The 16,975-nt window shown below is 58.8% G+C and carries 6 protein-coding genes and 1 pseudogene; 4 read left to right on the top strand and 3 right to left on the bottom strand.

Annotated elements, in window-relative coordinates; translation table 11 throughout:
* The first annotated feature begins 21 nt into the window (after positions 1 to 21).
* The 4 genes and pseudogenes from ALO43_RS01490 (at position 22) to ALO43_RS30595 (ending at position 7,480) form a co-directional block, all read left to right on the top strand.
* Entirely contained in the window at positions 22 to 2,100 is a 2,079-nt protein-coding gene (locus ALO43_RS01490) for a type VI secretion system Vgr family protein (RefSeq protein ID WP_054997004.1), read from the top strand.
* Complete coding sequence (locus ALO43_RS01485) at positions 2,097 to 2,654, top strand: DUF4123 domain-containing protein (protein ID WP_053932107.1); 558 nt, start codon at positions 2,097 to 2,099, stop codon at positions 2,652 to 2,654. The genes ALO43_RS01490 and ALO43_RS01485 overlap by 4 nt, the downstream gene beginning before the upstream one ends.
* A pseudogene (locus ALO43_RS01480) lies at positions 2,651 to 6,435 on the top strand (toxin VasX). Before ALO43_RS01485 ends, ALO43_RS01480 begins: the two are co-directional and overlap by 4 nt.
* A 169-nt stretch (positions 6,436 to 6,604) precedes the next feature.
* The gene (locus tag ALO43_RS30595) at positions 6,605 to 7,480 is read left to right on the top strand and encodes a hypothetical protein (RefSeq protein WP_054996999.1); all 876 of its coding nucleotides are present in this window, start codon (positions 6,605 to 6,607) and stop codon (positions 7,478 to 7,480) included.
* Positions 7,481 to 7,555: 75 nt separating this feature from the next.
* Here the strand turns inward: ALO43_RS30595 and recD are convergent, their stop codons facing one another.
* Genes recD through recC form a run of 3 tightly spaced genes read right to left on the bottom strand, consistent with a single transcriptional unit; the run spans position 7,556 to position 16,808 of the window.
* Entirely contained in the window at positions 7,556 to 9,646 is a 2,091-nt protein-coding gene (gene recD, locus ALO43_RS01470) for an exodeoxyribonuclease V subunit alpha (protein ID WP_024669813.1), read from the bottom strand.
* Positions 9,643 to 13,335: an exodeoxyribonuclease V subunit beta gene (gene recB, locus ALO43_RS01465; RefSeq protein WP_054996998.1), complete on the bottom strand. Its 3,693-nt coding sequence runs from the start codon at positions 13,333 to 13,335 to the stop codon at positions 9,643 to 9,645. Before recB ends, recD begins: the two co-directional genes overlap by 4 nt.
* Positions 13,332 to 16,808 carry an exodeoxyribonuclease V subunit gamma gene (gene recC, locus ALO43_RS01460; protein ID WP_053932103.1) on the bottom strand — a complete coding sequence of 1,159 codons (3,477 nt, stop codon included), beginning with the start codon at positions 16,806 to 16,808 and terminating at the stop codon, positions 13,332 to 13,334. Before recC ends, recB begins: the two co-directional genes overlap by 4 nt.
* Positions 16,809 to 16,975 lie beyond the last annotated feature (167 nt).

Raw genomic sequence — 16,975 nt, 5'->3', positions numbered from 1 at the left:
CGTTACTTCGGAGAGATTCGGATGTTCGCTTCTGCCAACCAGCCATGCTTCAGTCTGAGCCTCGAGGGCCCCAAACATGGGTTTCAGGTTCTGGCGTTCACCGGCCATGAAGCCATCAGCCAGCCTTTCTGCTTCACGCTGGGGCTGGTCAGCGAGCGCACGTCGCTGGATCTGGAAAGCTTGTTGGGCCTCCCGGCTTTTCTGCAATTTGCTCCTGACGGCGGCGGCATCCATGGGCTGATTGATCGTATTGCCCAAGGCGATTCAGGTCCACGCCTGGCCCATTACTCAATGACGCTGCGTCCGCGTCTGGCCCGTCTCGGCCATCGCACCAACCAGCGTATTTTTCAGCACCAGACGGCGCCGCAAATTATCGCCACGGTGCTCGAAGATCACCATCTGCTCGCCAACACCTACAGGTTCGAACTCGGCGCGAACTGCCCCGAGCGCGAATACTGCGTGCAATACAACGAATCTGATCTGCACTTCATTCAGCGGCTGTGCGAAGAAGAAGGCTTGCACTACCACTTCGAGCACAGCTTTACGGCGCACAACCTGGTGTTTGGCGATGACCAGACGGTGTTCCCGAAACTTGAGCCAGTGATCTACAAGCAGGACAACGGGCTGGCAGGCAAAGAGCCGATAATCCGGGACTTCAAGCTACGCCTCGAAACCCGCGCCGACAGCACCACCCGCCGAGACTATCACTTCGAGAAGCCGCATCTGACCATGCAAGGCTCTGCTCATGGTGACGTCAGTCCGGAGCTTGAAGATTACGATTACCCTGCCGGTTTTGTGCACCGCGACCGGGGCGAGCAACTCGCCAGACGCGCCCTCGAGCGGCATCGTCATGATTACCGACAGGGCGAAGGTCAAAGTGATCAACCGCGTTTGGTCAGCGGGCATTTTGTGCAGTTGAGCGAGCACCCAGACCAGGCATGGAATGACCTCTGGTTATTGACGGACGTTCGCCATGAGGGCAGTCAGCCGCAAGTTCTTGAGGAGCATGCCCACCCGATACGAAACGACGTCAATTTGTGCCAGGGCTATCGCAATACTTTCCGGGTAACCCCGTGGAAAGCCCCGTACCGAACGCCCTTGCGGCACCCGAAACCGCGCATACCCGGCAGCCAGACCGCCGTAGTCACTGGCCCGAAAGATCAGGAAATACACTGCGACCGGCATGGCCGGGTCAAGGTGCAGTTTCATTGGGATCGCGAAGGTCAGGCTAATGACCGCACTAGCTGCTGGTTGCGAGTGTCGTCCAGTTGGGCTGGCAATCGCTACGGTGGGATGGTCATCCCGCGAGTCGGCATGGAAGTGCTGGTGACCTTTCTCGAGGGTGATCCCGACCGCCCACTGATCAGCGGCTGCCTGTACCACGCCGAACACGTCCCGCCCTACGACTTGCCCGCGCATCAGACACGCAGTGTATTCAAAACCTTGAGCAGCCCTGGTGGTAATGGTTCGAACGAGCTGCGCATCGAGGACCAGGCCGATCAGGAACAAATCTACATTCACGCCCAGCGGGACTGGGAACAGCACATCCGACACGATCAGAAAATCCACGTTGGCCATGAGCGTCACGAGCATGTCGAAGCCAACAGTTACAGCGTGTTCAAGGCAGCCGAGCATCGAACCGTTGAGGGTGATCGGCTAACTGAAGTCAAAGCCAGTGATCACCTGACCGTGGGCGGCACGCAGCACATCAAAACGGGTGATGGGTTACTGGCAGAGGCCGGAGAAGAAATCCATATCAAGGCTGGCGACAAGGTGGTGATTGAGGCCGGTCTCGAAATCACCTTCACTGCGGGCGGCTCATTCATCAAGATCGACCCCAGTGGCGTGACCGTGAACGGGCCACAAATAAAGCTCAACTCCGGGGGCCAGCCGACAGCTGGAACCGAAGCAACACCCCTGCGGCCGGGGCTCGTGAAGCCGATCGATGACAGCAAGCCGGGGCTGTTGCTGATGCAGCGTCTGAGAGGGTCAGGGCCGATCGTCGAACTCTGCCAAAAACCCAAGGGCGGAACGCCTGCAGACTGCCCGCTTGTCGATTGCGGCTGCCGGAAAGCATCGCAGTCGGGAGGTCGGCAATGAGCCTTTATGTGCTACTGGAACGCACTGATTCGCTACTGGAACAGCTTTACCGACTGCTGCCCGCCCCAGAGCCCTGCATGCTCTTTGACGAGACGGAGCTGGCCACCAGCAGACAGGCAAGTCCCGTTTTTCTGGATGCCGACGGACAGCATCCGTTACTGGAAGCCGTTTCTGAAAACCCCGACGACTGGCCGGGCCTGATCATCGAAAGCGCTTCGCCGGTCGAGGTCGTACTCGCTCACCTCAGACACATCCTGATGGTCCGATTCGAAGGGAACCGTCGAGGCGTTCTGCGCTATTCGCACCCTGTAACGGCCAGCTATTTCTTTACCGCCGAGACACCGCAAACCAGTACTCAGTGGCTGGGGCCCATTTCTCGACTTCGCTGGTACGGCGGAACCTGGGCGGACATCGCGCAAGGCAATCAACACTGGATCAGCATCGACAATCCGCACGCGTCTCGCTGGAAACCGCCATACCCCTTGGTCACGCCAGGCCTGAGCCTGCGTCAGGAAGACGCTTTACGGCTTCAGAACAGGGAATCTCCTCAATGACCACCGACAGCCTGAGCGCAGGGCCTTGTTGCGAAATGAACAAGCTGATCGTGCAGATCGCGGGCCGGGATCATTCAGACCGGCAACAGGTTTTGTTGATCAGCCCTAAAGATGATCGTGTTTATCAATCCAGACCGGAAAAACTGGATCACGTGCATTACAGCTGCATCCTGGAAGTCTGGGATCACATCGACGGCGCGCACCTTCACTTGCAGATTGCGACCATCGATGGCGAGCCTATTCGTCTGCCTTTGTTGCACAAAACGCAGGTCACGCCACGACAGGCCGATGCGCAGTTCAACCAGATAGTGCCGGTGCTGCCGTTTGTGCCGCTGCCTGGCTCCCGAACCGTATACGATCTCGGCACGCCGGTACTGGCTCGCGCGGGTTATGTGTATGTGTTTTATCAGGAGAAACTGTGGCGCGAGCTGGAGATTCAAGTCAGCGAAACCGGCAGCACTTATCACGACATCGATGTAGCCGTTATCGGAGGCAAGACGGTTTCCTGCCCGGAGAGCGCAAGCCACGCGGCGCGGCACTTGAAGACATCTGGCTGCCGGCGCTCTGGAACAACCGGCAAGCAACGGCTGTGCAGCTGTGTTTCTCGGAAGTTCAGCTCAGTGCGCCACGCCTCGAACGTCTGGAAAAAGACGCTGCATCAAGAAGCACCCGCTGCAAAAACCTTGACCTGAGCCAGTCAAAAAAACACTTCACGGACCTGTACAAGGGCAAGCCCGATGGCAAGGCGATGCTTGATGCGTTTTCCGACTTTGATGCCAAAGACCCTTTCACTCAGGCACTTCTCGCCCCGATCAAGGCAACCCGGCTGAATCTGCAGCACAACGTGTTTCCGGTCAGTCTGGCTGCACCGCAACGCGCCCGGCAGCCCGGTTACGAAAGACTGCTCGATCATCCAGCGCGGTACCTGTGCGATCTGTCGGGGCAGTTTCCGGTCGAGTCTTTCAGACAAGCCAGGGCATTTCTCGCCCAAGCTGACAGAGGCATCACAGTGCAGAACGTCAGGCACCTGGAACTGACAGCGATGGCCGATGCGCTGCTGGCCAGCTTGCCGGTCGAGGACGACGCAGAGCCCGTTGATGCGGGTGTGCTCTGGGAAGCACAGACCAGTGTCGCCGATGTGCTGGAGAAAGCTCGCCAAAGGCAGGTCTGCGGTGTGCTGCTGGACGATGCCTGCTATCGACTGCGACATCTGCGGCAACGTGTCGATACATGCCAGCAACTGTTTGCGCTTTGCGCCCGACACGCCATTCGCCACCCGCACCATGCCAGCGCTTTGCTGGTGCAACAACTGGTGGTGCCGCGCAATATTCGCGGCCAGGAAAACCCGCTGCATACGACGATGGCCAAGCTGCATGAGCCTGGCAGGCAAATGATCAACCAATGCACGGCCACGGTTCAGCGCGCGGTGGTCTGGCGGCACATGCTCAGCGCTCAGGACGCACTGATAGACAGTCTGAAACAAAGCACCACGGAACAAATGCTGGCTGATCACTTGAGCCTGGAAGGTTTCGACTACGTGGCGGCAATGTATGAGTTGAGCCGGACCCTGGCGACCCTGGCGCTGCTGCCGTCCACTGTCGATCCGCTGGCGCCCGGCGGCGATATGGTGGATGCAGTCACAGGTATTGGTCTTTGGGATAAGGCCGTGAGCCCGGGGCAGAAGTTTCTGGAGCATATCGCCAGCGATGGCACGTCGCCTCTGCATCTTATGCTTTGGCCAGAATGCGATCTGCTGACTGCTTGCGCGCCCTATGTCGTGCCGCTTAGCGATGACAAGAACATGGGCGACGGCCGCTTTCGCGCCACTGAACTGGCTCGTTTCGAGACCCGGCCAGCGCCTGACCCTGTCACTCAGGTCACGCTGGATGCCACCACCCTCGCCAACCTGCTGGCGGGAGACAACCTGCAGAACTTTTTTCTCATCAACAACGGCAAAGCCACAACGGCGGCGCTGATCGGGATCTTTGAAAACCTGCAAAGCGCCTCGGACGGCGCCGCGAACGCCGTCGCCAAAGCCAACCAGGCACTCGCGTCTGCCAAAGGCGGTTTAAAAAGTCCCCATGCCAATGCCCCCTCGGCAAACGATCGGCTGGCCAAGATACAAGAGCGGCTCGGTGCCAATACCCACAAGATCGACGTCAAACGCCAAGGCCGGGGCGTACAACAACTGCGCAGCATGATGCCCGAGCATTTTGCTGCTGCCTTCCTGACCCGCCGTAATAAGGTCACTGCGCAACACTATGTATTCGGCCTGGAAGACCTGCCCGGTCGAGAGTCACTGCCCAAAACACGTTATGGCGAATACCTGCGTGCTGACGGAACGCCCTTTGGCGACATCGCCCCACCGCCGCCGTCCTCTACCCGGCTGACTCAGGGCGACAATCTGGTCTTGGTGATTCCTCGCGGACACAAGACCGCGCAGGTGGTCGGCGACATGAACCGAACACTTAAAACCGCTCGTGAAGCAGCAGGCGCAGTGGGTGAGGCGCAACGCGGTCATATCCGGGCGAAGAGCGGCTTGAGTGAGGCCATAGCGGGGCTGGATTCGGAGAGGAACAAGGCGGCTTACAAGGTATTGGGGTCGACGCCGTTTTGCCTGGCGGTGTTGATGCTGGAGGTTGGGAATGTGAGTTCGGAGAGTGAGGCGTTTGCGCAGTCCATACGCGAAAAAGGATTTCTGAGGGCCGGCATAGGATTGGGAGGAGCCCTATTAGACTTAACAATTGCGACTGAGGCCTTGGCAGTCAAGCTGGCAAGTGAAAGATCATTACTCTCTGTGGGCAGGAAAATTTTATTCAACATCAATCCAAAAAAAGCATCGGTTTTCTTTGGTGAAGCTCTAGCCAAAAAACTCACCTATTCAGTTACTGGTCGGATAATAGGTATTTTTTCCTCTGGAATTATTCTGTCAGTAGTGAATGCAATAGATGCTTGGCAAGCATGGCAATGGAACGATCAAGCCATGTACGGATATTTATTGATATCCCTTGGGGGTGTTGCAGGATCGCTGGGAACCTTGTTCGGAGCGGCCGGAACGCTTCTGGGTCTCACGGTATTGGGTTGGGCCGCATTACTGCTGATCGGAGTGGGCGTAGGCTTGGTCATATTAATAAGTTCAACGCCACTGGAGGCATGGTTGGCGAACGGTCCGTTCGGTGAAAGCCATTCAATCGACAGTTATTTACAGGATCCATCACAGGCTTTTTACCGGCTAACAAGCCTGCTTGCCGGCATCAGTATTTCAATAGAAAAAAATCCGGTTTATGAGCCGCATGCCACCTTTGATTATCACGCGCAGATACCCCATGCCATACGTAGCGCGGACACAATTATTCGCCTGCAGAGTCGGTTGCCTGGACTGATCGGCAGTCTCGACAGCCTAAGCATTCAAGCTGACTGCAGGCTGTGCCGCGTTACCGAAAAAGCGAATAACCAAGGCGTACCTTATCGCGCAGGAATTGAAATTGCCGACAGATCTGAAACGCCAAAAGCTCAGCGTCTTCAACTGGACGCATTGGAACTGTTTTTTGCCACACCAGTTAATCAGGTTTCACCCACTGGCAGCAGTAGACACCATTACCAGTGGGCCGTGAGAGCCCAGTTCATTCTGAGCCGCGGGGGAGAGAAACTTTACTTTCCTGCACCACCGGTCAAAGACCCGACCCAATACAGTCAAGACTGGGCAACGCCAAATTTCAAAAAAATCAGCCAGCCGTTCTGGGCTGATGAAGACGCTAATAAAGACTCTGCCAATGATTGATTCGACCAACAGAATTTACGGCCCCCAAGCCTTCCAGCCTGACAACATTCCTGAACAGGCATCACCCTTGCGAACGACCTCATCTTCGGCATGTTCGATACGCATGCCTTGGGGTAGCACACAACAAACAGCATCAATGAAACTTTTTGAGGAGTCCACCCCAGAAAGTATGAAACTCTGGGAAGAAGTCGCAAAGGAAAAGAAGAAGAAAGCAAACGGGACCCATGTTCCGGCTATTTTTGAAGGAGTTAATCTTCACAACAAGTGTGACCATGAACGCTTCAAATTCGCTCCACTTCCGTTCACATCTCAATTCTGGCTGATCGTTCTGCAATTTTCGAAAGGAAGCTCGATTATATTTTTTCCACTATCTTTCATCACGCATCTGATAGCAATACAGGCATCTCACCTGTCCTGGCAAAAAGTAACCATAGAACTTTTGCTCGGGTTTTACCCAATATTTTTAGGTATCCCACTGCTGCTCTGGCTCGTCAGCCACATTATTATCAACCACTTCCCCAGAATATGGTTCCGCCCCCCAAAAGGCCCTGAGTGGGAACTCAACCGCAGAACCGGCCTGGTCACTATCTTCGACTATAAACGCCATCGGAAAGAAGGTGTAATCGACAAATTCATCGCGCCGTTTTATGAGTTCGATGCCTATATGATTACCACCAGCAATCGTCACGGCCCTACGTACGGGCTTCTGCTTCAGCACCGCTACGAAGACCACAAAATCAATTTTCATATGCTGATGAATGCTGACGACTTCCAACAACGTCCCTGCGCACTCTGGGACTTCCTGCAGAATTACATGGACATCAGCGGCCCGATTCCGGACATTCCGCTGTTCGAACCGTACCGGCACCTGGACCCTGTCACTGCCGACTACGATCAGCAGCGCGGCCGCAACCCTCGCTACTGGATCGACATGGATGACGACACGTTCAAAACCGAGGTCGACGCCATGTGGCAGCGGGTGTACGCGATTGACACTTTTAGCCGCCCGAACCTTATGGCGCGGTATGTGGATTACAGCTCATGACCTGTGGCTTCTGGTCTGCAGCGAAGCCTGATAGCGCGCAACGCTGCGGGTCGGCGATGCACGCTGGCAGCAGGTTCAAAGCCCGAGCATCAAGCCGCTCAGGCGTTTTACTTTGCGGCGCAGGGCTTCTTCGAAGATGCCTTGGCGCGGTTCGATCAGGCTGAACCAGTGTTTGGCGCGGGTGATGCCGGTGTAGATCAGTTCCTTGGTCAGTACCGGGTTAAGCGCTTCGGGCAAGATCAGAGCAGTGTGAGCGAATTCCGAGCCTTGGGATTTGTGTACGGTCATGGCGTAGACGGTTTCCACTTCGTTCAGGCGGCTCGGCAGGACAAAGCGCACGCCGCCGCTGCCGTCATTGCGCGGGAAGGCGACGCGCAGTACCTGTTTGCCCTCGCCGTCACGCTCGGGCAGGCGCAAGGTGATGCCGATGTCGCCGTTCATCAAGCCAAGGCCGTAGTCGTTATGGGTCATTAGCACTGGCCGGCCTTCGTACCATTGCTGCTCGCTTTCGATAAGGCTGGCATTGAACAGCGCATGGGTGATGCGCTGGTTCAGGCCTTCCACGCCCCAAGGGCCTTTGCGGACAGCGCAGAGTAGCTGGAATGAATCGAACGCGTTCAGCACCGAGCGCGCCCATCGGGTCCAGCACGCGTCGTCGAGTTCAGCGCCATCGACCGGGCGCTCGGCGGCCAGCACGCTCAGGTAGTGCCGATACCCCTGCGGACCTTGCTCGCCCTTGCCAAGGCCTTCCAGCACCAGACGCTCGAACTTGAGGTCCTGCTCGCCTTTGAGCGTCAGCGCGAACAGGTCGGCGTGGCTGCCAGCCGACAGCAACGCCCTCGCCTGTTGATCCTGCTGCTGGTTGACCAGCCGGGCCAGTTGACCAATGCCACTGCCCTGCCCGAACCGGCGCGAGTGACGCAACATGACCACTTGCTGGGCCAACGGATGTTGCTGTGCATCGCCTTGGCGCAGCGCGCCCTTGCTGAGGTCTTCGCCGCCAACGGCTTCCAGCCAGGCCTGGGTTTCGGGGCTGTAGAAGCCCTCTTCAGCGTCGCGGCACAAATCGCCCAGCACGGCGCCTGCCTCGACGGAAGCCAACTGATCCTTGTCGCCCAGCAGTACCATGCGGGCATGCGGCGGCAGTGCGTCAAGCAGGTTGGCCATCATTTCCAGGTCGATCATGGACGCTTCGTCGACTACCAATACATCCAGCGGCAGCAGGTTGCCTGCGTGATGACGGAAGTGCCGGGTGCCCGGGCGACTGCCGAGGAGGCGGTGAACTGTGGTGACTTCGCTGGGGATTTTCTGGCGCACGTCGTCGCTGACGTCCAGGCTCTGGACCTGCTGGCTGATGGACTCGGTCAGACGTGCCGCCGCCTTGCCGGTAGGTGCTGCCAGGCGAATGCGTAATGGCTGTCCGCTCTGCACGGCGGGAGCTTGAAGCAACGCCAGCAAACGCACCACGGTAGTGGTCTTGCCAGTGCCTGGACCGCCCGTGATGATGCTGAACGCCCGACGGGTGGCCAGCGCACAGGCAAGCTTCTGCCAGTCGATGACAGCGTCCGACGCAGGGCTGGCGGGCTTGAACAATGCGTTCAGACGCTGCGGCAGATCGCCAGGAGGGGCGTCGGCTTGCGCGAGACGCTGGCGCAAGGCTGCAGCAATGCGCCGTTCATAGGTCCAGTAACGGCGCAGGTATAGCCGCCGCTCCGCCAGCACCAGTGGCTTTTGCAGCCCCTCGGCGCTGGAGTCCCCTGCCTCGGCCACCAGCGAGCTGCGGGCGAGCGCCTGGCACCAGGCCGCTCCCTCCAGCGCTGCGAGCAATTGCGAGGGCAGCATTGTTCCGCTTTGTTGATCACCTTCAGGCGGCAGCGAGAGAGCAAAGTCAGGCTCTTTCAGGGTCTCGTATAGATCAAGGCAGACATGACCGTGGCCCAATTGATGACTGGTGAGTGCCGCAGCGACCAAAACCAGCGGATCAGACTGGGGATCAAGCTCACTGAGGAACGCGACGAACGCCCGGTCCAGCGCGCGCAACCAGCCGCGTTCGACCCAGCGTTCCAGCAACATCAGAAGGTCATCCACACGAGTCAGCGGACTCAATTCGGCAAGGCCGGCGTCGTCCAGGGTGGCAGGCAACAGATCGTCAAACGAGCGGTTCATGCCAATGCTCCCGGCAGGTCATGCGGTATCGGCTTGCCCTGAAACAGCAAGTCCAGGCTTTCGATCAGCTCGCGTGGCGGGCGGGTGAACCAGGCACCTTGAGACGCTGCACGACTGCCGCGCAGAAACAGATAAAGCGCGCCGCCCATGTGCTGATCGTAATCGTAGTCGGCCATTCGTGCCTTGAGCTGTCGATGCAGGGCCAGCAGGTAGAGGACGTATTGCAGGTCGTAGCGATTGTCGAGAATCGAAGCCTCCATCGCCAGCTCGGTATAGGCGTCATCATCGCTGCCCAGCCAGTTGGACTTGTAGTCGGCGACGTAATAGCGGCCTTCGTGCTCGAAGGTCAGGTCGATAAAACCTTTGAACATACCATTGAGCGAGACGGTTTCGGTCGCCGCTCGTGGCGCGTTGTCGTGGGTAAAGCGGCGCACGAGTGCGTCCATTTGCGCCACATTGACGTTGGTGCTGGCGAACCAGAACTCCATCTCGACGCGGTACTGATTAGGCTGATCCAGATCACCCAGCGCGACTGGAGAGGCATCGGGCGAAAGACGCAACGGCATGGTCAGCGTCTGCTGTAACCAGTCGCGCAGGGTCTCGATCCAGCCCTTCCAGCCGCGCCGATTACAGCGACGGGCAACGGCATCTTCCAGTTTGTCTGGAGCGTGCGCGGTGTTTGCAAAACCTTCATTACCCGCCCATTCCAGTAGGCCGTGCAGAAAGGTGCCGGGGTTGGGGCCACGCGGGAAACGATGGATATCGCCGCCGCCAAGCAGAATATCGCGAGGGGCCTCAGGGTCGAGACGCTCGTCATCAAAGAGCTTCTGCGCCTGCGGGCTGTCAGGCGACTGGTCGGCACCGGCGGTTACCGTATCGCCAATGCGCAGAGCACTGTAGGAAGCGATCCACCAGTTCTCGGCAGCACGGCGTTTAGGCACCAGCAGTTTGACCAGCGAGGCGTCGTTGCGCGGCGCGCTGAAGCTGTTGTCGGTGGGCTCGGGAACTGTCTGCAAGACAATCGCGCCGCAGCCTTCTGCCAGGTCACGCAGCCACACCTTGAGGTCAGACGACTCGGGCAGCGGCGTGCCACCACCCAGCAGATAACCCAGCGCCGAACGGTGCAGCATCGAGTTGTTGGCATTGCCACGCTTGAGGTCAGCGACGCCCAGCCAGCAAGCGTATTCCGAGCGGGTGAGCGCGACATACAGCAAGCGCAGGTCTTCTGCCAGACGCTCGTCGTCGGCTTGTCGGATCAGCGCTTCAGTGGGCTGCAGACTGATCTGAGGGCGACCCTCGGCGTCGTGAAACTGTAGCGGCAGGCGGCTGCCATCGACGGGTTTTGACGAACAGATAAACGGCAGAAACACCAATGGATACTGCAGCCCCTTGGACTTGTGGATGGTCACCACCTTGACCAGTTGCTCGTCGCTTTCCAGGCGCAGGATCTGCTCTTCTCCAGCCTGGCCGGACAATGCCAGGTGATCACCAAGATGACGAATCAATGCCTGTTCGCCATCCAGCTCGGCGGCGGCCTGCTGCAGCAGTTCGGACAAGTGCAGCAGGTTGGTGAGCACTCGCTCGCCATCGGTGCGTGCCATCAATGTCTGTGGCAGTGCGAAGTCGTGCAACAGGCGGCGCAGCATCGGCAACACACCCTGACTGCGCCATACGGCACGATAACCACGAAACTGCATCACGCGCAGCTCCCACGCCAGTTCGTCCTGATTCAGACGCTCCAGCTCGGCCAGCGACAGATCCAGCGTGATACACGCCAGTGCGGCACGCAACGTGCGTTCGGAATCCGGTTCGGCGCAAGCCTTCAGCCAAGACAGCAGATCATGAGCTTCCTGAGCAGCGAATACCGAATCCTTGTCCGACAGGTAGACGCTGCGCACGCCGCGCGCAGTCAATTGCTGACGCACCGCCTGCGCTTCCTTGCCATCGCGGACCAGAATCGCGATGTCGGCAGGCCGCAGCCCACGCAGTGTCTTGTCAGCTGAAGCGAAACCGGCACTGCCCTGCTGGCCGGCATTGAGCAGGCGCACGATCTCGCTGGCGCAACTGGCTGCAAGTTGCTGGCGATAAGCGACGCCGGACACCGCTTGCTCACTTTCCAGATGCCAGACGGTCAATGCAGTCAACGGGCTGCCATCGACTTGCAGCGTCTCTTTGCGACCTTGGGCCAAGGCGTCGGAGAACGGCACCTGGTTGCCCTTATCGTCACGAAACAGAAAGGCGCCACGACCTTCCACACGTTGCTCGGCGCGGGTGAAGACGTGGTTGACCGACTCGACCATCGCGTGACTGGAGCGATAGTTGGTGTCCAGCGTGTGCCAACGCCCGTTGGTGGCCTGGCGGGCACGCAGGTAAGTGTAGATATCGGCGCCACGAAAGGCATAGATCGCCTGCTTGGGATCGCCGATCAGAAAGAGTCCGGTTTGCTGGTCGTTGTCTTCGAGGCGGTAAATGCTTTCGAAGATCCGGTATTGCACAGGGTCGGTGTCTTGGAATTCATCGATCAGTGCGACAGGAAACTGTTCTCGAATCAAGGTGGCCAGTCGCTCGCCGCCCGCACCGCGCAATGCGGCGTCAAGCCTGAGCAGCATGTCATCAAAGCCCATTTCGGCACGACGGCGCTTTTCTTCTTCAAAACGGGCGCTGACCCACTGCGCAGCATGCTGCAACACGGCGGCATCCGGTGTGGGCAAGCCGTCGAGCGCGGGCTTGAGTTCGGCCATGGCCTGGAACGCCGGGTGCGAGGGCGGATCGCTTTTCCAGGCCTCGGCAATACCCTCCGGCGTCAAACGTGTGAAGCCCGTGCCGAGGCCCAGCGCTTCCTGGCTTTCGTCTGCGGCCCATGCGGACAGCTTTTCAAACCAGGGTTTGAAGAAGCGTTCCTGCATCTTGCGACCGTCGACCACCTTGCGCGCCACGGCGTCCTGACAGAGGGCGTACAGTTCGTCAGCCCATGCAGCCCAAGGGGCTTTAAGGGCCGCGAGTGCTGCCCGACGCTCCTGCAAAGACGCCTCGATCAGCTCGGCAGGCTCTTGGCCAATAGTGCTACGGTCCCGGCCAAACAAGCCTCGCACGCGAGGCAACAGCGCCGCCGGACCGCTCCAGTTTTTCCGTACCCAGGCCAGCGCGTCGCCGCTCATGGGGTAGCAGAACCGGCGCCAATAATCGCGCAGCACCTCGCCGAGCAAGTCGCTGTGATCGGTTTCGAGGGTTTGAGTGAACAGGCTGCCGCTGTCGAAAGCATGCTCGCGCAGCATGCGCTGACACCAGCTGTGGATGGTCGATACGGCCGCTTCGTCCATCCATTGCGCGGCGATGTCCAGGCGGCTGGCACAGGCTGGCCATTGCTCGACCTCGAACTGCTCGCGCAACTCGGCGATGAGGCCATCCGGCGCTGCTATCTCGTCCCGAAAAAACCGCGCAGCGTCGGCCAGTCGCGTACGAATCCGGTCGCGCAGCTCCTTGGTCGCAGCGTCGGTAAAGGTCACTACGAGTATCTGCGGCGGCAGCAATTCACGGCCGAAGCCGGACTCTTCTGAACCGTGCCCCAACACCAGACGCACGTACAACGCGGATATGGTGAAAGTCTTGCCCGTACCGGCGCTGGCCTCAATCAACTGACTGCCGCGCAGCGGAAAACGCAGCGCCAGAGGGAGCGATTGCTGGTTCATGCGCCGCCCTCCCCGCCAGACAAGGACTGCCAGGGCGCATCGTAAATCGGTTTGTAGAGCGTTTCGCACCAGCCAGCGAATTCTTCGCTTTCCATTAAAGCGTCAAAATCCGGAAACTGCCGAGCCAGTGCGGTGCTTTCGCGACGCTCGCCATCGGTGGTTTGCCCGTCGCCTTCATACGCTTTGCGGGCTGCGGCTTCCGCTTTGTCGGCAGGCTGGCCCAACCAGGCGAACGCAGTCTTGACGGCTACCGGCAGTGGTCGCTGCATGCCGTGCAGCCAGGCCATCAACAGGTGATTGAGTGTGCTGACGGCTGCAGTTCTTTCCATTGGCTCAAGCATTAGCGTTTCATCGCTGGCCACCAATGCAGTGCTCAACGGCAGTTCACAGGCGCAAGCCACCAGATGATTCACCCACGGACGAATCAACCGATGCCATTTGCGGGTCTTTTTCGAACCGATGCTGTTGGGGATCGCCGTAACCAGCAGTAACTCGCCGCTGCCGTTGCGATGTAATCCGCCAAGCCAGCCATCGATGCTCACACCGCTGTGGCTGAAGCTGATCGGCAATGCACTGCTCAGGGTTTCGGGCCACAGCGTCAGCAGGTCGTGGTAACGCTTGAGTACGTCCGGCAATGGCTCGATCAACTCGTCCTGCATGCTGGTACCGAACCCGGCAAGAGGCAACAGGCCGCTGGCTTGCAGTTTCAGGGCCTGAGTTTTGAGGGCGACATCGATATTGTCGGGGGAAACCATAGCGGCACTGAGCAGGCTTTCACTGAGGCCATAGCGCTCCAGGGCATCCAGCACGAACGGCTCTTCATCAGCGAGCGGCGCTTCGGCGACCTCAAAATAGATTTTCAGGCGCTGACTGAAAAAGTGCTTCACCGGGTTTCTCAGGAAGTCCTGCAATTGCGCGATGGACAGCGGCTCCTCCTGTTCATGGGGCGGCAGCTCGATGGGAGCAGGCGCTTGGGCATCGGTCTCGTGAAGCAGACGCCATTCGCGGGCAAAGCTGAAAAAGCCCGTGCCTGCATGGAAGTAACTGGCACTGAACGGCTGAAGCGGATGGTGAACCGTCAGGGCTTTCAGCAAGCGCTCGCCGTCGTCCAGGCTACTTTCGGCATCGCTTTCGCCAGCCAGTTTCCAGCCGCTGGCAAGATGGTCACGCAACTGGCCTATCAGCACCGAAGCGGGACGCTCGCTGTTATCACGGATGCTGCGGCCAACCCAGCTGACGTACAGTTGATCCCTGGCCGAAAGCAGCGCTTCGAGCAGCAGATAGCGGTCATCTTCGCGCCGCGAACGGTCGCCAGGGCGGTAATCACTGCCCATCAGGTCGAAATCCAGTGGCGGCTGAGCGCGGGGATAATCACCGTCGTTCATACCCAGCAGGCACACCACTTTGAACGGGATGGCCCGCATGGGCATCAGGGTACAGAAGTTCACAGAACCGGCGAGAAAACGCTGGGACAGACGGCCTTGATCAAGGCCGGCCAGCCAGGCTTCGCGAACTACGGTCAGCGGCAACTCTTCAATAAGCTTTACCGTTGCGCAGGTCTCCAGCCAGTTTTCACGTAACGTTTCGAGCTGAGCCAGCAGGTAGTCGTCATGTTCGCTGTCGGCCTGAAAAAACAACTGCAACAGCGCCTGCAAACGCGCGCCCCATTCGTCAGGCGTTGCTGGAAGTGACAGTTGCGTGTGGGCGACCTGAAGCGCATCGATCAGCGCCACCAGAGGACCGATCAATGCAGCATCCAGCCCACCGATTTCATCGTAGGGCTCAATGCCATCGTAAGCAGTACCGGCCCCCACGGCATAGCCCAGCAGCATGCGGCGCAAACCGAAATGCCAGCTGTTCTGCTCGAGAGCATTCGGCAAACCCAGACCGGCGCGCTGCTCTGCGTTTAGCCCCCAGCGGATGCCTGCACCCTCGATCCAGCGGTGCAGGGTTGGCAGATCGCGCTCCTGAATCCGGAAGCGCGCTCGCAGCGCAGGAACATCCAGCAGGTCGAGAATTTCACTGACAGGGAAACGACTATCGGGGAGCTTGAGCAGATGCTCGACTGCAATCAGCAACGGCTCACGACCACGTTGCCCTTGGTCCGCGAGGGTAAACGGGATAAAGCGGCGATCGTCCCGTTCGATCTGGCCGAAGACAGCGCGAATATGCGGTGCATAGCTGTCGATATCAGGAACCATGACGATTACGTCACGAGGGCGCAGGTTGGGGTCTTTGCTGAACCGCGCCAAGAGCTGATCGTGTAGCACTTCCACCTCACGCTGAGCGCTGTGGGCGATATGGAAGCGAACAGAGCGGTCTTCCAGAGGATTAACCGCTGGCCACTTTTCTCGCGTCTCATCCAGTGGGCGCAACTCGAGAATGTCGTCCTGCAACTGATTCAGCAAGTTGAGGGGTTCGGCATCACTGAACAAATCGATCCGTTCGTCCTTGAAGGACGAACGATAGCTGCGCGGATCGTCATGGCTGTCCAGCAGGTTGATGTAGTCACGGCCCTGCTTGCCCCAAGCGGCGAGCAGCGGATGCGCATGTTGATGAAGCGCCTGTGGATCAAGGATCATCGGCATGCCGGTCTTGCGCGCCTGGCGTTTGTACTGGTGCCGCAGCAGGTCCTTGTCGGCAACGATATCAGTCCAGTGATGGCGGCAAGGGTTATGTACACAGAGCAGCACCTGGCTGAACTTCGCCAGCCCTGCCAATGCTTCGAGCGCCTGTGCCGGCAGTGAGGAGATACCGAAAACGATGACTCGTGCCGGCAAGCCCGGTGGCGCTTCGGTCATGCTGCCGATGCGTTCGATAAAGCGCTGATGCACGCCAGCGCGGCTCTGCGACATACCCTCGGCTCCGACATCATCCAGCAAGGCACGCCATAACTCGGCCTGCCAACAGTTGGCATCTGTCAGTGGTCTGGACTGCCCCCGTGCGTCAAGAAGCTGATGATGGCCAGCGGCCCAGTCATTCAGCCAGTCAGCGCGATAAACCTGATATTGGTCGAACAGGTCGGAAAGGCGCTCGGACAATTGATAGCGCTTGCGCAGGTCCGTGTCGTCTGTCAGAAAACGCTGCAACGGTTCGAAGTGCGGCTGATTGATAAGTGCGGGTAGCAGGCGCATGAGGCGCCAGGTCAGCGGAGTCTTGTCGAGCAAAGACGCCGAAGGGATTTCATCGCTGCCCAACACCGTGCGGTACAGCGTCCACATGAAACTGCCGGGTAGCTGAACATCTATGGCTGCAGCAATGCCGCAGCCGCCATTGTCATCATCCTGAGCGTCTTCAGCTAATGCGAGCTTGAGCCACTGGGCGATGCCGTTGCTCTGCACCAGGGCAATCTCGTTCTCAAGCGGCGCCAAGGGATAACGACGCATCCAGGACACGACCAGACTGCGCAGTTCATCCGGGCGGTTACCTTGAACCACCATGAAACCTGCGCTTAGAGAGGTCGTTACGGACATGCTTGCTTCCTTGGCGGGTGCGATTGGAACCTGAGGCCGAACCATAAGGGCAAGCGCGCTGGATTGCTATAAGCATGTTGATCCGGATGACTACCGGGTATTGGCAGGCTTGCCTGATCGACGGGATGAAGTTTGGCGAACGCCATAAAAACAAAAACCCTCAACGC

The organism is Pseudomonas tremae (genome assembly GCF_001401155.1).
Lineage (GTDB): Bacteria > Pseudomonadota > Gammaproteobacteria > Pseudomonadales > Pseudomonadaceae > Aquipseudomonas > Aquipseudomonas tremae.
The sequence above is the reverse complement of the archived record's forward strand: the minus strand, read 5'-3'. Positions and strand labels throughout refer to the sequence as shown.